Origin of the sequence: Actinocorallia populi, from assembly GCF_002995495.1 — a bacterium.
Lineage (GTDB): Bacteria > Actinomycetota > Actinomycetes > Streptosporangiales > Streptosporangiaceae > Actinocorallia > Actinocorallia populi.
Genome location: NZ_PVZV01000001.1, coordinates 579,091 through 599,036 on the forward strand (window position 1 = coordinate 579,091; position 19,946 = coordinate 599,036).

The window sequence follows — 19,946 nt, forward strand, 5'->3', positions numbered from 1 at the left end:
ACGGCACCGGGAGAAGCAGAAGGGCCATCTGGTCAGGGGCAGCACGCCCTCACGTACTGCTGCCCACGCCGGATGCCGTGCGCGGTCATGGCCTCGCTGATGTTCTCGATGGACGCGGAGTACGTGGTGGCGGCCTCGGAGCCGTAGTGGACGCCGAGCGTCGAGATCACCGCGTCGTGCCCGGCCACCACGCGCTCCACCGCCTCGGGGTCCAGGGCGTCGGCCTTGGCGACGTCCAGGGCGGGATCGCCGACCGGGAACGACCCCTGGCCCGAGCGGCTTGACGGGATATGGCGGCCTCGGCCGGACACGATAAGAGCCGGTCGCCGGACACGGCCACGAAAGATCCCGGAAATGCCGAAGGGCCCCGACACGAAAGTGTCGGGGCCCTTCGGTCACGCGGTGGGCCCCGACTTTCGTCGGGGCCCCAGGGTGGGGTACCGACGAAACCCTGTGACCAGCCGTTTCGCTCGGGCCGTCGTCAGCGGTTTCCACGCTAGGAAAGATCATTTTCCACCCGCTTGAGCGGAAGACTGAGCCTCTTTCATCCTCGGGTGGCTTGAGCGGTTCGGTGGTTCTGCAGGACGGCGATCGCTTTGACGAGGTGGCCGGCCTTGGCGGGGCTGCAGCGCAGCCTGTGCAGGATGCGCCATGACTTCAGCTGCGCGTTCGCGTGTTCGCCGGGCCCGCGCAGCTTGGCGTGCGAGCGATTTGCCTGCTTCTGACCTGCAGGTTTGTTCCTGCCCTTGTACGGAGTGATGACGACTGCGGCCTCGGCACCCTGATAGGCCTTATCCGCCAGGGTGAGGATCCCTGTCTTTTGCAGCTCGCGCAGGATGCCCCAGATGCGGGCGGCGGTCAGGTCGTGGATCTTGCCCGGCATCGCCCCGGACGTCCACAGGATCCGCCCGTTGGGCGCGGCTATGACCTGCACGTTCATCCCGTGGCACTGGTGTTTGACCGAGAAGTAGGGCCGGTCGGCCTTCACGCGGTCGGTGCGGATCAGGGTGCCGTCCAGAATCAGATGGCTCAGCCCGTCCTTCCGGGCCGCGCGCAGTGCTGTTGTGAGTTTGGGCGAGCGGGCCGACACAGGGCGACGACTTCGTCGACGTAGCGCCACGCAGTCGCCTCCGAGACTCCGAATCCGGCTGCGAGCTGGGCGAACGTCTCGCCCTTGCGCAGGTGGACCAGCACCAGCAATGCCTGTTGGGCCGGGTTCAGGCGCCGCCACTGCGACCTGATCGCCCGGCGGTGGCGGCAGACGATGGCGGCCACGTAGTTCAGCATTGGGCGCGGCAAATCGACCGCAGCGCGGTAGAACAGCATCAGAAGCTCCTGGTGGGACAAGGTGATTGTGGTGATCAACCCGCCTACCAGGGGCTCCTCTGCGTCCAGGAGCGAATCCTCAAGTCGCGATCATGCCGTGACCAACGCCCGCCGCCGAGGATGAAAGACGCTCAGTGATCACCAGCTGAACCAACGGCACCGCTGAAGGCTTGTTCGTTGAGGCCGTCGCTCCGCAGACGTAGCACTCGAGGGTGCCCTCGACCGGCCATCCCTGGTCTCGGCCTCAGCGACCAAATCCTTTGTCAGCAGGCTCTTACGGCCGGCTGAACCAGCCAACATCGGTTACCTGCAGCTGGTGGCCGACGACAGGTGGGTGAGCTTTTCGGGGTTGACGATGCCGTAAATGTGCCGCGCCCTGGCGGTGACGGCGTCCAGGTCCAATACCAGCACCGCGAGCAGCTCATCCTCAGCCGTCAGCAGCGCGGTGGGCTGGCTACCGGGGAGCCAGCGGGTGCGCAGGTGACCATAGCGGGGGCCGAGCTTTGCGAGTAGGCGTGCCACCTTGGCCGCCCCGCTCACCGGGCGTAGGGCGGCCCGCACCGCGCCGCCGCCGTCGGTCCACAGGGTGACGTCGGGGGCGAGGACATCCATCAGGTCGCCGAGGTGGCCGCCGAGCGTGGCGGCCAAAAAACGCTCGGCGGCCTGGCGCGCGAGGTCGGGGTCTGCGGGGAAGCGCGGCCGCCGCGCCTGGACATGCTCGCGGGCGCGGTGGATCAGCTGGCGGGCCGCTGCGGGGGATCGCTCCAGGACGCGGGCGATCTCGGCGTGCTCGTAGCCGAATCCCTCGCGCAGCACGAAGGCCGCCCGTTCCAGAGGCGAGAGGGTCTCCAGCACCACCAGCAGGCCGAAGGTCAGTTCTTCTGCCCGGGAGACGGCCTCGGCAGGGTCGGCTTCGGTGGGGTCGGCTTCGGTGAGCAGAGGCTCCGGTAGCCAGGGCCCCACGTAGTCCTCCCGGGCCGCGCGCAGACGGCGCGAGCGTGCCAGTGCTTGCCGTACCGCGATGCGCACCAGGTACGCCTTGGGATGCTCGATCCGGTCGGCCTCCACGGAGGACCAGGCCAGCCAGGATTCCTGCACTACGTCCTCGGCGTCGTGCACGCTGCCCAGGATCTCGTAGGCGAGGGTGAACAACAGGTTCCTGTGTTGGTTGAAGGTGGTGTCCGCGGCGGCCATCTGTCTCCTTGAATGCCATGTCCTGCCCATATAAGGCGGTTCGCGACCCAGATGTGACATGTGCCCTGGATCACATGGCGTCCGTGTCACGTCCCCGGATGCGCCTCGCCTCTCATGAGCAGAGGCGAGGAAAGGAACCATGACAGATGTCCAAGGACAGACTGGTCAAGGCCGTGGTGGTGCTGGCGGCGTCGACCATGCTGAGCACCGGATGCTGGGCCCGGCTGGATCCAGCGAGCTTCGCCCGTTTCGCCAACTGGCCCAATCACGTGCACTTCCTGCACGACGCGGGCGTGTTCCAGATCGGGATCGGGTTGATGATGCTGTGCGCCCTGCGCTGGCGCGACGTCCTGGCCGTGGTCCTGGCCGGTTTCGTGTTCACCAACACCTTCCATGCCGTCAACCACGCTTTCGACTTGCCGCTGGGTGGCAACGCCTCCGACCCGTGGACGTTGCTGGCGGTCTCCGCGATGGCGCTGGCGGCCTGGGTCGTGCGGATCCGGCAGCTGCGCGGCCGGGCGGAGGCGGGGTCATGAGGGTCCTGTTGGCCGGCGCGACCGGCGCACTCGGCTCCGCCCTGATCCCCGTGCTGCTGGCCGAGGGGCATCACGTGCTCGGCCTGACCAGGTCCGCCGCCAGCGCGGCCCGGCTGGCCACGCTGGGCGCGCAGCCGGTGCGAGCCGACATCATGAACGTCGAGGAGTTGCTGACCGCCCTGGAAGGCCGACGGGCCGACGCGGTGATCCACCAGGCGACCGCCATCACCGGCGTGCCGTTCCTGCACCGGCATCTGTACGCTACCGACGCGCTGCGCGAGCGCGGCACCGCCCACCTGCTGCGCGCCGCAGCCGAGCTCGGCGCCCGTCGCTTCCTCACCCAGTCGTTCTTCCTCGGGTACGGCTATCGCGACCACGGCGAGCAGTTGCTGGACGAGGACCACCCCTTCGCCGTCCGCACCGGCCACCGAGGCTTCGACCGGCACATGATCTCCCTGCGCAGCAACGAGGGCCAGGTCTTCGGCACCCCGGGCATCGACGGCGTCGCCCTGCGTTATGGCATGTTCTACGGTCCGGAGCCCGCCACCCGGCGGCTGATCCACCTCGCCCGGCGACGCCGGCTGCCCGTCCCGAGCCCCAGCGGTACCGTCTCGCTCGTCCACATCCACGACGCCGCCTCGGCCACCGTCGCCGCACTGCACCGGGGGCGCCCCGGCCAGCCGTACAACATCGTGGATGACCATCCGGTCACTTTTGAGGACTACTTCCGCGCCGTCGCACAAGCCGCGGGGGCGCCTCCTCCACGGCGGGTGCCCAGCAACCTCCTCACCGCGCTGCCGTACCTGCGCGCTCTGATGGTCACCACCCGCATCCGCTTGTCCAACCGGCGCGCCATCGACGAGCTGGGCTGGACGCCCCGCTACCCCTCCTGCCGCGACGGCCTGGCCGCGCTGGTTGCAAGGACGGCCAGTGACCACTGAGTCCAGCAGAGGACGACTCGTTCGAACTCCAGGACGCCCGGCAGGACCAGGTGGGAGTCCACGGACAGAACGGCCGAACGAACGAACCGGATCGGTCGAGCATCGGCTCATGGCGGCAGAACCGCGACATGACCAGGGCTCCGAAGTCAGGCGGCCCAAAGGGCGATCCTTCTCCCCCGTACGGGGGAGAAAGCGCCGGCGTTCCACACCGTGGGGGGATCTCGCCCGGTCGACGCCCCGCAAGACTCGAACGCGTCTAGATCAACACACTTGGAAGGCAGGTTCAGGTGACACAAGGTTCTGGTGAGTTTCCTGCCGAGATGAGTGCGCGCGCGCGATGGAGCGCGGTGCGCAGGCTCGCGGGCTATGCCGCGGCCCTCAGCATGTCGCTCTACCTGGCGGTCAAGCTCATCTGGGTCGCTGCGGCGCTGCTCGGGCACGGTCCGGACGACTACGGCACCGCCGACTGGGTGCTACTGAACATCGTCACCGTGGTGATGGCGATGACCGGGATCGCACTGGGGCTGGCGCTGGCACAGCGATGGGGCCGTCGGCTGCCGGCCATGCCGGTGATCTTCTTTTCCTGGGTGGGTGCGGGCTTCCTGGTCCCGATGCTTCCCTACTCGGTGATCAAAGGCGTCCTCGGCGCACTCGGGGTCGATCTGGGTGGCGGTGAGGACTCCGCCTCGGCTCCGCGAGGGGAGACGGTCTTCCTCACCATCGGCTTCGCCGGTATGGCCGTGGGGCTGGCCGTGGCCTTGCCGATCTACCTGAGGGAGAGATGGCCGAAGGCCTTCCTCGGCCGCGTCGGGGACGGCCCTGCCCGCTCATGGGCCCTGGTCACGATGGCGATGGCGGTGGCTTCCGGGCTGGGACTGGCCTGGTCCTACTGGGCGCTGGGCGGGACGCTGGGCCTCGACCCGGCTCATCGCGACCGCTGGGATCTCAACGGGCGATTGCTGAACGCGAGTTCGGGACTGTGGGCCCTGCTCGGAGCTTGGAGCACCTGGACACTCACGCGCTGCCGACCGGCCCGGCTTCGGCGGTGGATCCCCATGACGCTGGCCTTCGGGGCTTCAGGCTCGCTATTCGCGTGGAGCAGTTGGAAGCTGCCGATGGTGATCCTGCAGCCCGGAGGTTTCGTGACCGCCGAATACACGATGGTCGCAGTCATTCAACACGCCTTGGGCATCGCCGTCGGCCTGATCTTCATGGCCGCCATCCTGCGTGTCGCCCGGAGAAAAGACAAAGCGCCGATAAGGAATACCACAGGACTCGAATAAGCGCCCTGCCCCAGTAACCCGGCTGGAGGAATGTCCTCAATCCTAAGGACCACGGGTGGAAGAACCTCCGTCCCCGAGCGTGGGACGACTGGCCGCTGACCTGCTGCCCTCCGGCGTCAGCCGTCCATGCCGCCGTGCCCCGCCAGAGGAACCATGAGCCCACCGGCCGAACACCTTCGCGGTCCAGATCGACTCCCACGGCGTCAAGCGCCGCCGGGCCCGAGACATGACATGCAGGTACAAGGTCGGCGACGCCCATCGACCGCACCGCCAGCAGCCCAGACCTCCAGACCACCGGGGAATCGAGGAGGAAGGTCACCTGGGCCCGGAAACCGGGAAAGACCGTGGGTTCAAATCCCGCAACGATCATTGCGAGTTTCGAGGGCGCCCTTGGGGCCTGGGCGAGCACACACCCGGACATGGAAGACGCACACGGCGGCGAGACCGTCCCGGGCATAGAGCTGGAGCTCGTGGCCGACGACGCGCGGTGCGCGGCCCAGCTCGCCCGCCTGCTGGGCGTGCATCCCAGCTCGGTCAGCCGCACGCTGTCCTCCGCCGCCGGGCGAGGCATCTGCCTGCCCCCGCACACCGTCGACCCCGTCACCAAAAGGCGCTCTTTCTCCACCACGGCGTTCCTGGAGCCCAGCCCGCATAAGCCCAAAAGCCGCAATGAGCGGATCTTGAGTGTCCGATGTAACGGATACATCGCAAGCCGCGCGACCATCGTCGCGGCAGAGCCGCTGGTCAGCGTGTTGGGCAGGCTCTGATGTATGTGATAGCCATTCTTGTCCACGACACGTCTGCTTACGCTAGATGAAGGAATCCTTCATCCGATGAAAGCGACCTACAGAACCATCGCACAGGCCCCGCCAGCAGAGACGCATGGCCATATAGGTGTTGAACCCATGGGGGTCAGCCCCTACGAGGGTCCTTGCGGAGGGCGAGTGCGCAGGTTCTTTCCCTTGAAAGGGCGTAGCAGGCTCTGGAAGCTCAGCAGGGAAGCCTTGCCGCGAGGCGGGCAGAGCAGAGCCAGGTGGGCGCCTTGCGGGTCGATCAGATCGCAGAACCGGCCCTGGTCCCGGTCGACGGGGGCGGTGCGGATCTGAGCGCAGACCTCGACCGCCCGGGCGGCGGCCTCATCGCAGTCGTCCACCGTGAAGTGCGGTACCCAGTGGGGCGCAGCCGTCGGCGGCCACCGATCACCCATGGCCATCGCGTCGGCCACGGGACCGTCCCGGTCGGCCCACACCAGGCGGTCCTCGGACCGGCTCACCGACCTCCAGCCCAGGAGTTCCTCATAGAAGCCACAGGCGCCGACAGGTCACGGCTGGCCAACTCGACCCAGGACAAGGCACCAGGCTCGTCGACCACCGAGGCTCCCTGGTGGCGGTAGGGTTGCCACAGGCCGAACTCCACTCCCTCTGCGTCCTGGGCCAAGCCCAGCAGGCCCAGGTCCTCCATCTCGGTCGGCGGCAGCAGCACCCGCCCGCCGAGGTCCGGCACCCGCTGCAAGGACTCCTGCGAATCGGGGGTCTGGAAGTAGAGCAGCCAGGTCGCGGGTGAAGAAGAATCGGTCGTGGCCGACATCCCGCTCACCTCGCCTCCCGTCGGACCCGGCAGGGTGAAGACCGTGTAGTCGCCCACCAGATCACTGCTCAGCACATAGGACTCCCAGCCGAACAGCATCCCGTAGAACGCCTTGGACGCCTCGATGTCGGAGCTGTGCAGCCCTGACCATGACGGTCTGCCCCAGGCGTAACCGAGTACCTCCGGCACCGAACCCCACCTCCCTGCCTCTCCCCGAGCGGCCCGGCCTCTGATCAGCACTCTCTCCCACCGATCGCCACGACCATCGCCAAAAACCCAAAATGGGCACATTGTCAGCAAAAGCCATTGAAATTAGATCAGAGAAGACGAAACCGGACTCCCCGGTTCGGGTGTCCGTAAGAGCGGTGTCATGGAGTGCACCCGTAACCCGATGTACCGAATAAGGGGCCGTTGCCCGGTACATCGACCACCCAAGATCTACTCGTTGTGGATCCTGGGTTTATGTGGGTTCCAGCACTGGACCCCATCTACGCCCTGGCCTACCTGGGGTACCCGCTGCCGGGCATCCGATCGCCGGGCAGTTCAAGTTCGCTTCCGCCGGTACGACCTTCCCAAGAGGAAGGCATCGGCTGGGGATGGCTACTGGTGATCGGCGCGCTCGCCTTGGCCCTCGGCGGATGGGCTGCCATGTGGCAACGCAACCGCTAGACCTCCGGGTAGCCCTTCGCCAGTGGACCACTACTCCCGCAGAAGGATTGCGGGCATGGCATCCCTGCGGCCGCGGCCTGCAGCGGCCTCATCGATGCGAGTGAGGCTCCCGCTTTCCCCGCAGAAGCCGTGTAGGACAGCCCTGCAGCCGCTCTTGCAAGTGTCTTACCAAGGGATATCTGCATCCGGATCCGGGCTGGGAGGCAGCCGTAGCAGTGGGTTTCACTGCCTGCGTAAGCCCCGGATCGGCAGTGCTGCCACAACCGTGTGGAGGCGGTGATGCGAATGACCGCCCAGCGGCACCCCGGGAACGTTACGCTCTGCTCTGTGGTCAATTACACGCATTCGGTGAGCGCTTCCCGTCAGGCGTTCACCGACGCGCTGGAGCACGTCGAGGGCGACATCCAAGTGCTTCAAGCTCGGCAGGCCGGTCTCCGCATCACTATCAGTGATGCGGAGACCGCCCTGGAGCGCTGCGAGAGCCGACTGGCCTTCCTGGCACAGTCCAAGGATGTTCTGACCCAGCTGGTCTTGGACACAGCGAACGCAGCGCAAGAAGCAGGCTCCTCCACCGGATCCGCCGATCCCCCGCCGACCGATGCGCAGTCCTCGGCCGATAGGGACGGGGAGCCTGCAGATGCCCCGCTCAGCCGTTGCGACCAGATCCAGGAGGTCGTCGACCGGCACCCCGATCGTGAATTCCGTCCCCGGGAGATCGCTGAGCTACTGGGCTGGAACGATGAGGGCAACGATGAGACCGCCAAGGTGCGGTCGTTGATGAAGTACATGGAAAAGCGCGGGCGTCTTCGCAAGAACGCCGACGGGGCCTACCAGTCGCTCGCCGCCTCCTCTCGGGCTGCGCAGAGCGGGCCCCACCAGGAAGCCGACCCAAGTGGGGAAACGCCTTCAGCCGATGCTCCGGGCAGGTCCTCGCGCAGGTCCCGCACTCAGGCCGACTCCATCGATGTGTCCCAGGTGCTGGCGTACGTACGCGAGAGTCCCGACCGGAAGTTCCGGCCCCACCAGATCGCCGATGAACTCGCGATCCTGGACCAGGACGCGCTGCGCCGTGTGCTGAAGGAACTGGTCGAGCAGGGGCGGATGTCGGCGTGCTCGAGCGGGCGGTACCAGTACGTCCAGCAGCCCCACGCTTCGGGGAGGGCCATGTAGACGTGTGGCCATCTCACGGCAGAGACCATGAGATGGTCCCGAGTCCTGTGAAAAGGGGCTCGCCGCTGGGCTGCCACCCGGCGGCGAGCCGACACCGCAACCGTCACCCCAGCACCGAATAGCTGCTGGGTTTTCACCGAACGGCAGGGCCACCCCCGACCATACCGGGCGATGTCCCGGTGTGGTCGCTTTTCGTGCCCTGCCGTGAGCTAAGTGTGTCCGCCTTGTGGGCACTACGGCATATCACGAGGGGTTTTGTGAATCATTCGCCCGATTTCTCGGCTGTGAAGCGGCCCGGCTCCGAGGAACGTGGTCAGCACAGGAGAGCACCCGGCCGGGACACCGCCGAGCCCGGCGTCTTGGGCTATCGGTGGGAGATAGCTGCGGCGATTCAGGGGTTCCGGCCAGCGGAGTGGTCGGCGGCCTGGGTGACCACGGCGCAGGTGGTGCGGCGGATCGTCGCCGCCGTCGACCCGCCAGATCCCCAGCGGGCTCGGCAGCTGATGCGGCTGGTGGCCCGTCTGGCGGCCTTCGTCTACAACGCCGGCCGTCCGGTCGGGTTCTCGACGCTGCTGGGCACAGAGCTGATCGACCGGTTCTGCGAGAGCGGGTGCGGTGGCCTCAGGCGCAGCACCCGCGAACAGTTCCGCAGGGAGCTGGAACGGCTGGCCCGCATCGTGTACGGCAGCAGCGGCCAGGCAGGTCTGTGGGTTTCGAGCAGGTGGCGCCCCTACACGGCGGTCGAGCTGACGGCGTTGTGGTGGTGCGCGACCGGCCAACGCACCGAGCAACTGAAGCGGGGGCACCGGATGCTGCTGTGCCTGGGATACGGGTGCGGACTGCCGACGCGGAGAATTGTCGACCTGCGGGTCTGCGACGTGAGGTCTGCGGCCGAGGACGGGACCGTCCGGCTCGACCTGCCGGGAGGCAGTGCGCCCGCGGTGTGCCTGCACGGCTGGGAGGACGTCCTGCGCGCCGAGATCACCGGGATGCGCCCGCAGGAATACCTGTTCCAACCAGGGCGGGCCAGGCGGACGAGCGCTCTGGTCTCCGAACTGGTCCGCCGCTGCGAGCACACCGATGCCCCGCCTCTCCTGGTGAGCCGGCTGCACGCCACCTGGTTCACCGATCTGCTCCTGGCGCGTACGCCGTTCACTTCGATCGCCGCGCAGTGCGGCTCCGGTGAGCTGGCCCTCAAGACCCTGGCCCGGGTGCTTCCCTACCTGCCCGAAGCCGATCCCGGCCGGGCCGCGCTGCTGCTGCGCGGCCCGGCACCACAGCCCCCGGCCTCGCACCTGCCCGACGTGCGCCGTCTCGAGGAGCGCACCGGGACGCTCTGATGGTGACCGGCTCCGCACAGCGATTCAGACCACCGGCCGCCCGGCAGCGCGGAAAAGACTGACGGTGTCCGCCCGCACGCCCGCAGCGGCGCCCGCTCGACCTCCGGCGTGCCCGGAAGATGAGGAACACCTACCCATGCGATCCGCTGCCGTCTTCGAGGCTGCTGCCTTCGAGCAGGGCTCTTTCCGGGAACTCCGGCCACAGCCGCCGCTGCAGCGCCAACTCCAGGTTCGCGATCGTGATCAGGTCGGGCCACACCGCTCCGGCCAGGACGTTGGCGATCGTCTGCCGGTTCACACCGCTGAGGGCGCCCAGCCGCTTGGCGCTCACCGCCTGCTGGCCCATCGCCTCGGCCAGACGGGCCGCCAGCTGCTGGGCCACGCGCGCGCCGTGATGGTCGGCGAGGGCGGCCTGCGGCCAGTCGCCCTCGAGCACGTAGTCGCGGGGCCTTCTCGCACGAGATTCGTCACCGGCCACGACCCACATTGTGGACGACAAAGCCCAGACGAAACCGAAAAAGAGGTGCTAATGGTGTAGCACCCTCCGCAGTCCGGGCAGCTGTGATCTTGAGGGGAAGATCTCCCTTCCTGGCACACCGACTGCGAGCGGACATGGCGGACAAGAACGGGGCGGCGATCGGGACCTACGCTCCGGCGGGCGACCCACCTGGGTGGCCGCGGGTGGCGGGGCAGGTGCGGGCGACCGTGGCGCTGGCGGCACCGGCCGTGCCGTATCCGGAGGACGAGCTGATGGGGGTGCTGGCCAAGCTGGCGCTGTTCGCCGACGCCGAGGGCTATCCGCTGGAGGCCGCCTCCTGGCTGTCGCGCGAGTACATCGAGCGGTTCGTGCTGGTGGGATGCGCGCACTTGGGGGAGGCCACGCGGGCGAACTACCGCTCCAAACTGCTGCGGCTGCGCGAAGCGGTGCTGGGAGGAGACTGCGCGAGCGGCACGCCCGCGCGGCTGTCGGGATCGGCGGCCTCGCGGCCCTACAGCCGGGCCGAGCAGGCCGCGCTGTGGGCGTGGGCGGCCGGGCAGCCCACCGAGGAGCTCCGGTGCGGGCTGAAGGTGCTGATGGCGCTCGGGCTGGGATGCGGCCTGGACTCCCGCGACGTCCTTCCGCTCCGCGCCCGCGACGTCCGCGCAACCGATGGGGTGGTCGTGGCGGTGCGGGGCAGACGCGCCCGGATGGTGGCCTGCCGCCGCCCTTGGGAACGGGTTCTGGCCTCAGAGGCCGCCCGCGTCAAGCCCGAGCGGTACCTGCTGCGGCCACAGGTGGCGAACCGGGGCGGCAACCTCGTCACCAACTTCGTCTCCCGCGCCCATCCCGCCCCCGGCACCCCGGCGCTCAAGACCACACGGCTGCGGGCGACCTGGCTGGTCTCCCTGATCGACGCAGGACTGCCACTACCGGTCATCGTGGCCGCCGCGGGCCTGCAGACCCTGCACGGCCTCAGCCGCATCCTGACCCACGTGCACAACGTCGGCCCGGAGGTCGCCGCGACGCTGCTGCGAGGACAGGAATGACCGCCCCGCTGCACGAGCCCGGCCTTCACGAAGAGGCCGTCGCCAAGACCTACCCGGGCGGTAAAGGCCACGGCTGGCTCAGCCTGCGGGAGGAACGCACCCAGATCTCCGATGGGGAAGTCCAGCGGGCTGTTGACTTCGTCGCCGCCAGCGGCCTGCTGGAGACCTTCGAACCGCTCCTGGCCCGCAAGACCGGACGGCCCCGCACCTGCACCGTCGAAGGACTCCTGGTCGGCCTCCAGCTGGCCTGCCGCCAGAGCGGCGGCGGCCACCTGCACCTCAACCACGTCACCGACATCCTCTACTGGCGGATCGGCGAGCAGTGGCGACGCCGGTTCAAACTCCGCGACAAACCCGATGACCTCGATGGATTCGAAGCCGCCTACTCCGTGGTCCGCAGGATCTTCCACGACCTGCTGCGGCACCTGGACCCCTCACCCCTGCCCAAGAATAGGCGCCTGCTCAAAACCGACGCCGCCCGCATCGAGAAGAACGCCGACCACAAGGCCCTGAACGCCCGAGATGAACTGCTGACCTTCGCCTGCAACCAGGTCCTGGAAGCCTCACTGCAGCCCGTCCGCCCGCTGCTGGAGGCCGCGGACGGCTCCCTGGGCCTGGACGCCACCGTCATCACCACCCCCTCCCGAGGCATCCGCAGCAAAGGCCCCTACCTGTCGACCGACCCCGACACCGACTGATACGTCCGCCACGGCGACCACGCCGACCCCGACCACCCCAACCCCGCAACCCCTCTCCCGGAAGAGAACAGCACCCGCTCCCGCAAACCCAAGTACCTGTACGGCTACGACGCGGCCCTCGCCGTCACCCACGCCATCACGCCCTCCGCAACACCACCACCCGGCGCGCCCCCGCTCCCCGCCCTGGTCCTGGGGATGAAGCTCGCACGGCCAGGCCACAGCCCCGGCGCCAACGGGACCGCCGTCCTTGCCGACATCGTCCGCCGCGGATACCCCACCGGCTACGTGGCCGCCGACAACGCCTACAACAACTCCCTTCCCGAGCATTACCAGCTCCCGCTGCGCAGCCTGGGATTCAGCCCTGTCTACAACTACTCCGTAAAACAATTCGGCGTCCAGAGCCAGGTCTACGGAGCACTCCAGGTCGAAGGGTCCTGGTACTGCCCGCACACGCCCCCTCAGCTGATCTCCGCGACCCAAGACCTGTACCGCCGCAAGAACGACCCCGCGAAGATCGACCAGGTCACCTGGCGCGCCCGCGCCGACGCCCGCACCCCCTACCAGCTCGCGCCCAAAGGCCGCGCCAAACCCTCAGACGGCCACCAGCGCTACATGTGCCCGGCCACCGCAGGCCGCCTCCAATGCCCCCTCAAACCCACCAGCATGGGCAAAAACCCCCGGCTGCCCCTCGTCGCCATACCTCCCAGCCCCGTCAAACCGCCCCTGATCTGCAAACAGACCGCCATCACTGTGGCCCCCAAACACGGCGCCAAGCAGTGGCAACCCCTCACCTACGGCAGCCCCGAATGGCAACACGCCTACGCCACCTTGCGCAACGCCACCGAAGGCATGAACGGCTACGCCAAAGACGACGCCAGAGAAGCCATCGAACGCGCCCAAGGACGCCGCGTCCGCGGCATCGCAGCCCAAAGCCTCCTGCTGGCCTTCCAGCTCGCACACGCCAACACCAGAAAGATCACCATGTGGGCCGACAGCCTCCCCGGCCCCACCGGCAAACCACGCCGCCGCACACCCCGCCGACGAACCCGCAACCTCAGTGAGTGGACACCCAAGGGCTACATCGAAACCAGCCCCGCCACCTGACCACAACACCCTCGACCGCCCGGACGCCCACGACGGCCTCCGGGCTTCAGCACGTCCGCAATCGAGTCACAACCAGGACATACCCGACAAGGCCCGCCCCTGGGTCAGGCTCCACCGGGAAAACCGGTCACCGGACGCGGCCACGAAAGACCATGTAAATGACGAACGGCCCCGACGCTTTCGCATCGAGGCCGTTCCGCCACGCGGTGGGCCCGACTTTCGTCGGGGCCCCAGGGTGGGCGAGGAGGGATTTGAACCCTCACACCCTTTCGGGCACACGGACCTGAACCGTGCGCGTCTGCCGTTCCGCCACTCGCCCTTGCGATTGGCCGCTTTCGGCGGCGCTTGAAAAGATTAGCACGTCCCGGCGGGTGGTTTGCGAACGGCGGCGGGTCTTGAACCTTCCCCCGGATACGATCGTCTGACTAGCAGGGAGAGGAGGTGCCCGGTGGGCGTCCTACAGCGCTTCGAACGCCGGCTTGAGGGCATGGTCGAGGGTGCCTTCGCGCGGGCGTTCAAGTCCGAGCTGCAGCCGGTCGAGGTGGCCAGCGCGGTTCAGCGGGAGATGGACGAGCGCGCCGCGATCGTGGCGCAGGGCCGGACCCTGGTACCGAACGACTTCGTGGTGGAGATCTCGCAGCCGGACGGCCAGCGGCTGGAGGTGTACGCCGACAGCCTCAGCCAGGAGCTGGCCAACCTGGCCCGGGAGTACGCCAAGGAGCAGGGCTTCTCGTTCGTGGGCCCGGTGCGGGTGCGGTTCGAGCCCGCGGGCGACCTGAGCACCGGCATGTTCCGCATACGCTCGGGCGTCGTGCGTGGCTCGACCATCGAGAACAACGAGATCCGCCGCCCCGCGTCCGACCACCCGCAGGGCAGGGGCAGCGCCTTCCCCGGCCGGCCGCGGCTCGACGTCACCACGGGCGACGGAGCCCACCAGTCCTATGACATCACCACACCGGTGACGCTCCTGGGCCGGGGGACCGACTGCGATCTGCGGTTGGTGGATCCCGGAGTATCACGCCATCACGCAGAGATCCGTGTAGAAGGTCCCGAAATCGTGCTCGTGGATCTAGGGTCTACCAACGGCAGTTTCGTGAACGGTCAGCCGATTCGACGAGTTTCCCTCATCGACGGCACCCGGATCACGATCGGCCGGACCAACCTCGTGTTCCGCCGCGACCGGGAGTAACACCCCTCGATGATCACCTTGACGCTCATCAAGATCGCGTTCCTCGTGGTGCTGTGGCTCTTCGTCATCGCCGCGGTGGGCGTGATCCGAGCCGATCTGTTCGGCTCCCGGGCCGCCGAGCGGGCCGCCGACCGACCCCCCAGACAGCCCCGGCAGACGGCCCAGGAACGGGCACGGCAACAGCGTCAGCCGGAGGCTCCCCCCCAGCAGCGGCAGCAGCCGCAACAGCAGCAGCCCCCGCAACAGCAGTCACACGAGCCCTCCGCTCTGGTCGTCACCGAGGGTCCGCTGACCGGTACCCGGATCGATCTGGCCTCCTCCGGGCCGATCACCATCGGCCGCGCCCCCGACTCCACCCTGGTGGTCTCCGACGACTACGCCTCAAGCCGGCACGCCAGGATCTTCCGGCAGGACGCCGGCTGGATCCTGGAGGACCTGAACTCGACGAACGGCACCTATCTGGGCCGTTCGAAGGTGGTCCCGGCCCGGCCCGTCCAACTCCCTGTCGGCGTCCCGGTGCGTATCGGCAAGACCGTAATCGAGTTGCGCAAATGAACACTCCACGTATCGGCATCCGCTACGCCGCCCGCTCCGACGTGGGCATGCTCCGCGAGGGCAACGAGGACTCCGGTTACGCCGGGTCCCGGCTGCTGGCCGTCGCCGACGGCATGGGCGGCCACGTCGGCGGCGAGATCGCCAGCGCCGCGGCGATCGAGACCCTGCGCCAGCTGGACACCGAGGTGCCCGCCGACCAGCTCCTGGTCGCGCTGGAGCACTCGGTCAAGGCCGCCAACGACCGGCTGCACCACATGGTGGAGGGCGACCCGTCCCTGCAGGGCATGGGCACCACCCTGACCGCCATGCTCTGGTCGGGCAGCCAGGTCGCGCTCGCCCACATCGGCGACTCCCGCGCCTACCTGCTGCGCAACGGCGAGCTGTTCCAGATCACCCACGACCACACCCTGGTGCAGTCGCTGGTCGACGAGGGCCGGATCAGCCTGGACGACGCCGCCACCCACCCGCAGCGCTCCCTGCTGCTGCGCGCCCTGGACGGCCGCAACGAGGTCGAGCCCGACCTCTCCCTGCGCGAGGCCCAGATCGGCGACCGCTACCTGCTGTGCTCCGACGGCCTGAGCGGCGTGGTCAGCGCCGAGACGATCCACCAGGTGCTCACCGCCCAGGAGACGCCCGACGCGGCCATCCGGCAGCTGATCGACCTGGCCAACCGCGGCGGGGGCCCCGACAACATCACCTGCGTGGTCGCCGACGTGGTCGACCTCAACGCCGAGCCGCCCGTCCAGGACCGCCAGGTGCTGGCGGGAGCGGCGGCCAGCAAGGCGCAGGAGGCCGCGCAGGCCGCCCCGCCGCAGCAGCAGCGCCCCGCCGACACCCCGGCCCAGCGCGCCGCCGACCACCTGCGCGACACCCTGCCGCAACCGGCGCTCCAGCCGAGCGGCGACTACGTCCCGCCCCCGGCCCCGGCGCCCCACATGGCCGCGCCGCAGCCGTACCAGGCCGCCGGAGCCCCGCCCGCCGCCCCGCCTCCGCCGCCGCCCGTCGGCGCGCAGGGCGGGCCGCCCGGCGAGGCCCCCCCGCAGCCGGCCCCGCGCCGCCGCAAGCCCAAGCCCGCGCTGCTGCTCGGCGCGGTGGGCGTCGTCGGCCTGCTGGTGGTCGCCGCCGGGTACTTCGGCTACACCAGCCTGAACAGCGGCTACTACCTGGGCGCCGAAGGCCAGAAGGTCGTCGTCTTCGAGGGCACCAACAAGAGCCTGTTCGGCCTCCCACCCGCCTCCAAGGCCCCCAAGAAGGAGCAGCCGGCCCTCACCCTGGCCGACCTGCCGAACTCCGAACGCGACAAGATCCGCGACAGGTCCATCCACCACGACGACCTCCCCGCCATCAGGCGGGAGCTGGTCCGGCTGGAGGGCGCCTGCAAGATCAGCATCGCCGAGCGGCAGCCCGACACCGTGGTGATCGTCCGCGGGGAGGGCCAGCCCGGCTGCCCGGGCCTGGCCGCCCCGCTCGCCAAGGACCCCTCCTCCGGCGACCAGCTCCCCCGGCCCGACCTGCAGACCCTGCCCCTGACCGCCCTCGAGGAGGCCAAGAGCAAGCAGTACCCGACGGTTCAGGACGCGGTCAAAGAGCTGACGGTCCTGGCGGAGCGCGCCGCGAGCTGCAAGACACCGCAGCCCAACCAGAGCAGCGACTGCCCCAAGTGACGACGCGCGTGAGGAAGGGACTCCAGCAGCCATGACTGAGGTAGCCACGCCGACGGCCGCGCGGCCACGCCGGGCGGCGTCCCTCGGCCTGCTCGTCTTCGCGCTCGTCGTCACCATCGCGGGCTTCGCCCAGGTCGGCCTGGCCCGCGACGGCAGCCTGCCCACCAACATGTTCGGGTACGCGCTGGCGATCGTCGCGCTGGCCGGCGTCTCCTACTTCGTGATGCAGAAGTGGACGCCGTACGCCGACCCGCTCCTGCTGCCCCTGGCGGTCCTGCTCAACGGCCTCGGCCTGATGATGATCTACCGCATCGACCAGACCACGACCACGGACTTCCCCGAGGAGAAGGCCAGGTTCGAGGCGGCCAACCCCGGTCAGGAGTACGTGCCGTTCGGCGTGGGCGCCGACATCATGGGCCAGCTGATGTGGACGGTCCTGTCCATCGGCCTGTTCATCGCCGCCCTGATCCTCGTCAAGGAGGTCAAGGCCTTCCAGCGGTACCACTACACGCTGGGCGCGGTCGGCCTCGTCCTGCTGATGCTGCCGATGGTCCCGGTGATCGGCACCGAGCTCAACGGCGCCCGGATCTGGATCAAGCTCGGCCCGTTCTCCATCCAGCCCGCCGAGTTCTGCAAGATGGCCTTCGTGGTGTTCTTCGCCGCCTACCTGGTGAAGAAAAGGGCGGCGCTGTCCCTGGTCAGCCGCAAGATCTGGCTGCTGGAGCTGCCGCGCTCGCGCGACCTCTACCCGATCCTGGGCTTTTGGATCCTCACCCTGATGGTCCTGGCCGTGGAGAACGACTTCGGCACCGCGCTGCTGTTCTTCGGCCTGTTCGTCAGCATGATCTACATCGCCACGGGCAAGGCGTCCTGGGTCTTCATCGGGCTGAGCCTGTTCATCGGCGGCGTGCTGATCATCTACATCGGCGCCCAGCTGATCGGCATCGACCACATCAACCAGCGCGTCGAGATCTGGCTGTCGCCCGAGAACTACTTCGGCGGCGGCTGCAAGCTGCCCGACGGCACCGTCGACAACATGATGGACGCCAAGCCCACCTGGGACGAGTGCATGGCGGCGGGCGGCAGCTACGCCGAGAGCGACCAGCTCATGGCCGGCCTGTACGCCATGGGCGAGGGCGGCGTGCTGGGCACCGGGCTCGGCCAGGGCCAGCCCTACCGCACCCCGCTGGCGTTCAGCGACGAGATCTTCACCTCGCTCGCCGAGGAGCTGGGCCTGACCGGGATCATGGCCCTCCTGATGCTCTACGTCCTGCTGGTGGAGCGCGGCTTCAAGGTCGCCATCGCCACCAAGGACGAGTTCGCCAAGCTCTTCGCGGGCGGGGTGTCCTTCGTCTTCGCCCTCCAGATCTTCGTGATCACCGGCGGTGTCACCAAGCTGATCCCGTTCACCGGCCTGACCACGCCGTTCCTCTCCCAGGGCGGTTCGTCACTGCTGGCCAACTGGGTGCTGATCGCCCTTCTGATCCGGCTCAGCCACGAGGCGCGCAAGCCCGCCCCGGTGGCGATCCAGGACGAGGGCATGACGCAGATCGTCAACGTGGGGAACCTGCGATGAACAAGTCGATGAACGACCAGCTCAAGCGGGTGGCCCTGGTCGGGCTGGCACTGATCGCCGTCCTGATGATCAACGCCAACTACATCCAGGCGTTCCAGGCCAAGGACCTGCAGACCCACGCGCTGAACAACCGGCAGCACCAGGGCATCTTCCTGCGGAACCGGGGCGACATCTACTCCGCGGACAAGGTGAAGCTCGCCTTCTCCGAACCGCTGAGCCCCGGCAACAAGAAGTCCAAGTACCAGCGCAAGTACATCAAGAACGCCGAGGTCTTCGTCCCCATCACCGGGTACTTCACCAGCAACCTGAGCAAGGCCGGGGTGGAGCTGTCCTTCGACTCCATCCTGGACGGCCAGGACGAGCGGCAGACCGCCACCTCCTGGATCAAGACCCTGGCCGGAGAGAAGCCGCTGGGCGGCAACGTCTACACCACGGTCGACGCCAAGGCCCAGCAGGTGGCCTACCAGCGGCTCACCTCCCAGGCCCTGACCCGGGGCGCGGCCGTCGTCATCGACGCGGAGACCGGCGCGGTCAAGGTCGCCGTGGGCTTCCCGTCCTTCGACCCGAACACCGTCGCCGACGTCCAGAAGCCGGACGCCGTCGCCGCCGCCCTGGACAAGCTGACCAAGGACCGGCAGCAGCCGATGGTCAACAAGGCCTACGCCGAGCTCTTCCCGCCCGGCTCGTCCTTCAAGACCGTGGTGGCCGCCGCCTTCCTCAGCCAGAACGGCAACAGCATGGAGACCCCGGTCCCCGCTCCCATCAGTACGCCGACCGGCGGCAGCAAGCCGATCACCAACAGCCATGACGACGGCATCAACTGCGGCCTCGCGACAGCCCCGCTGATCAGGACCTTCGCCCACTCCTGCAACACCACCTACGCCCTGCTCGGCGCCGAGGACCAGTACCTGGGCAACGAGGCGGTGCGTTCCCAGTCGGAGAAGTTCGGGTTCTACAAGCGGATCCCGATCGAGGACGACCTGTCCGCCCCGGCGTCGGAGTACCCGCACAACGTGCAGAACCGCGACGAGATCCTGCGCGGCTCGTTCGGTCAGGGCGAGACCAAGACCACCCCGCTGCAGATGGCGATGATCGGCGCGGCGATCGCCAACGGCGGCGAGATGATGAAGCCGTACCTGGTCGACAAGGCCGTCGCCCGGGTCGAGGGCGACGACGGCAAGCCCGAGGAGGCCGGCACCATCTACAAGGCCGACCCCTCCGCGATGGGCAAGCCGATCAGCAGCGACTCCGCCGGTCAGCTGCAGGAGATGATGCGCCGGGTGATCACCGACGGCACCGCCGGTGTTCTGCGGGGCCGCAACATCGCGGGCAAGACCGGTACCACCGAGCTCACCGCCACCCGAGGTGGCGCCTGGTTCGTCGGGTTCGCTCCGGCCGACAAGCCCAAGTACGGCTTCGCGGTCTTCGTCGAGGGCAGCACCGACCTCTACGGCGCCAGCTCCGCGGGCCCGATCGCCGCGGACATCATCAACGCCCTGAACCAGAAGTGACGGACACGCGATGACGGTTACACCCGTGGAGACTCCGGTCACACCCGAGCCGGGGGAACGAGCCCCCGCATCCCCC

General features: G+C 68.4%; 19 protein-coding genes, 1 tRNA gene and 1 pseudogene. 14 read left to right on the forward strand and 7 right to left on the reverse strand.

The annotated features are described in order from the left end of the window. Nucleotides 1-32: 32 nt before the first annotated feature. The 3 genes and pseudogenes from C2865_RS02905 to sigJ form a co-directional block, all read right to left on the reverse strand. Nucleotides 33-311, reverse strand: coding sequence for an NAD(P)H-binding protein (locus C2865_RS02905; protein WP_198652844.1), 279 nt, complete (start codon nt 309-311; stop codon nt 33-35). Between the two features lie 233 nt (nt 312-544). After that, nucleotides 545-1,326: pseudogene (locus C2865_RS02910) on the reverse strand (transposase family protein). Between the two features lie 303 nt (nt 1,327-1,629). Beyond that, complete coding sequence (sigJ, locus tag C2865_RS02915; RefSeq protein WP_106396696.1) at nt 1,630-2,520, reverse strand: RNA polymerase sigma factor SigJ; 891 nt, start codon at nt 2,518-2,520, stop codon at nt 1,630-1,632. A gap of 146 nt (nt 2,521-2,666) precedes the next feature. Between sigJ and C2865_RS02920 the strand changes: the two genes are divergently transcribed. The 4 genes from C2865_RS02920 to C2865_RS02935 all read left to right on the forward strand — a co-directional run bounded on the left by C2865_RS02920 (nt 2,667) and on the right by C2865_RS02935 (nt 6,047). Then, the gene (locus tag C2865_RS02920) at nt 2,667-3,056 is read left to right on the forward strand and encodes a hypothetical protein (protein WP_106396697.1); all 390 of its coding nucleotides are present in this window, start codon (nt 2,667-2,669) and stop codon (nt 3,054-3,056) included. Further along, nucleotides 3,053-3,997 (forward strand): NAD-dependent epimerase/dehydratase family protein, encoded by a 945-nt coding sequence (locus C2865_RS02925; RefSeq protein WP_106396698.1) that lies wholly within the window; start codon nt 3,053-3,055, stop codon nt 3,995-3,997. The genes C2865_RS02920 and C2865_RS02925 overlap by 4 nt, the downstream gene beginning before the upstream one ends. Before the next feature lie 320 nt (nt 3,998-4,317). Then, entirely contained in the window at nt 4,318-5,280 is a 963-nt protein-coding gene (locus C2865_RS02930; RefSeq protein ID WP_106396699.1) for a hypothetical protein, read from the forward strand. Between the two features lie 419 nt (nt 5,281-5,699). Further along, nucleotides 5,700-6,047 carry a hypothetical protein gene (locus C2865_RS02935; RefSeq protein ID WP_157963533.1) on the forward strand — a complete coding sequence of 116 codons (348 nt, stop codon included), beginning with the start codon at nt 5,700-5,702 and terminating at the stop codon, nt 6,045-6,047. A gap of 152 nt (nt 6,048-6,199) precedes the next feature. On the opposite strand, the gene C2865_RS02940 is transcribed toward C2865_RS02935, so the two are convergent. Continuing rightward, complete coding sequence (locus C2865_RS02940) at nt 6,200-6,553, reverse strand: VOC family protein (RefSeq protein ID WP_106396701.1); 354 nt, start codon at nt 6,551-6,553, stop codon at nt 6,200-6,202. Beyond that, nucleotides 6,550-7,056 (reverse strand): VOC family protein, encoded by a 507-nt coding sequence (locus tag C2865_RS02945; protein WP_106396702.1) that lies wholly within the window; start codon nt 7,054-7,056, stop codon nt 6,550-6,552. The genes C2865_RS02940 and C2865_RS02945 overlap by 4 nt, the downstream gene beginning before the upstream one ends. Before the next feature lie 807 nt (nt 7,057-7,863). On the opposite strand from C2865_RS02945, the gene C2865_RS02950 reads away from it, so the two are divergent. Both C2865_RS02950 and C2865_RS02955 read left to right on the forward strand, forming a co-directional pair. Continuing rightward, entirely contained in the window at nt 7,864-8,706 is an 843-nt protein-coding gene (locus C2865_RS02950; protein WP_157963534.1) for a hypothetical protein, read from the forward strand. A gap of 428 nt (nt 8,707-9,134) precedes the next feature. Beyond that, entirely contained in the window at nt 9,135-10,046 is a 912-nt protein-coding gene (locus C2865_RS02955) for a hypothetical protein (protein WP_106396704.1), read from the forward strand. A 130-nt stretch (nt 10,047-10,176) separates the two neighbouring features. Here C2865_RS02955 and C2865_RS39875 read toward each other — a convergent pair whose 3' ends face one another. Next, nucleotides 10,177-10,524 carry a hypothetical protein gene (locus C2865_RS39875; protein ID WP_198652846.1) on the reverse strand — a complete coding sequence of 116 codons (348 nt, stop codon included), beginning with the start codon at nt 10,522-10,524 and terminating at the stop codon, nt 10,177-10,179. A gap of 134 nt (nt 10,525-10,658) precedes the next feature. Here C2865_RS39875 and C2865_RS02965 point away from each other — a divergent pair, with 134 nt between their 5' ends. The 3 genes from C2865_RS02965 to C2865_RS02975 all read left to right on the forward strand — a co-directional run bounded on the left by C2865_RS02965 (nt 10,659) and on the right by C2865_RS02975 (nt 13,375). Beyond that, complete coding sequence (locus C2865_RS02965) at nt 10,659-11,573, forward strand: hypothetical protein (RefSeq protein ID WP_106396705.1); 915 nt, start codon at nt 10,659-10,661, stop codon at nt 11,571-11,573. Next, entirely contained in the window at nt 11,570-12,271 is a 702-nt protein-coding gene (locus C2865_RS02970) for a hypothetical protein (RefSeq protein WP_106396706.1), read from the forward strand. The genes C2865_RS02965 and C2865_RS02970 overlap by 4 nt, the downstream gene beginning before the upstream one ends. Before the next feature lie 195 nt (nt 12,272-12,466). Next, nucleotides 12,467-13,375: a hypothetical protein gene (locus tag C2865_RS02975; RefSeq protein ID WP_106396707.1), complete on the forward strand. Its 909-nt coding sequence runs from the start codon at nt 12,467-12,469 to the stop codon at nt 13,373-13,375. A gap of 236 nt (nt 13,376-13,611) precedes the next feature. On the opposite strand, the gene C2865_RS02980 is transcribed toward C2865_RS02975, so the two are convergent. Beyond that, nucleotides 13,612-13,694: transfer RNA gene (locus tag C2865_RS02980), tRNA-Leu, on the reverse strand. 129 nt (nt 13,695-13,823) lie between these two features. On the opposite strand from C2865_RS02980, the gene C2865_RS02985 reads away from it, so the two are divergent. From C2865_RS02985 to C2865_RS03005, 5 genes are read left to right on the forward strand one after another with little or no spacing between them, the layout of a single operon-like run. Next, nucleotides 13,824-14,564 (forward strand): FhaA domain-containing protein, encoded by a 741-nt coding sequence (locus C2865_RS02985; RefSeq protein ID WP_106396708.1) that lies wholly within the window; start codon nt 13,824-13,826, stop codon nt 14,562-14,564. A gap of 9 nt (nt 14,565-14,573) precedes the next feature. Continuing rightward, nucleotides 14,574-15,119 (forward strand): FHA domain-containing protein FhaB/FipA, encoded by a 546-nt coding sequence (locus C2865_RS02990; RefSeq protein ID WP_106396709.1) that lies wholly within the window; start codon nt 14,574-14,576, stop codon nt 15,117-15,119. After that, nucleotides 15,116-16,783: a Stp1/IreP family PP2C-type Ser/Thr phosphatase gene (locus C2865_RS02995; RefSeq protein WP_106396710.1), complete on the forward strand. Its 1,668-nt coding sequence runs from the start codon at nt 15,116-15,118 to the stop codon at nt 16,781-16,783. The genes C2865_RS02990 and C2865_RS02995 overlap by 4 nt, the downstream gene beginning before the upstream one ends. Before the next feature lie 31 nt (nt 16,784-16,814). After that, nucleotides 16,815-18,359, forward strand: coding sequence for an FtsW/RodA/SpoVE family cell cycle protein (locus tag C2865_RS03000; protein WP_106396711.1), 1,545 nt, complete (start codon nt 16,815-16,817; stop codon nt 18,357-18,359). Beyond that, nucleotides 18,356-19,870: a penicillin-binding transpeptidase domain-containing protein gene (locus C2865_RS03005; RefSeq protein ID WP_106396712.1), complete on the forward strand. Its 1,515-nt coding sequence runs from the start codon at nt 18,356-18,358 to the stop codon at nt 19,868-19,870. The genes C2865_RS03000 and C2865_RS03005 overlap by 4 nt, the downstream gene beginning before the upstream one ends. Nucleotides 19,871-19,946 lie beyond the last annotated feature (76 nt).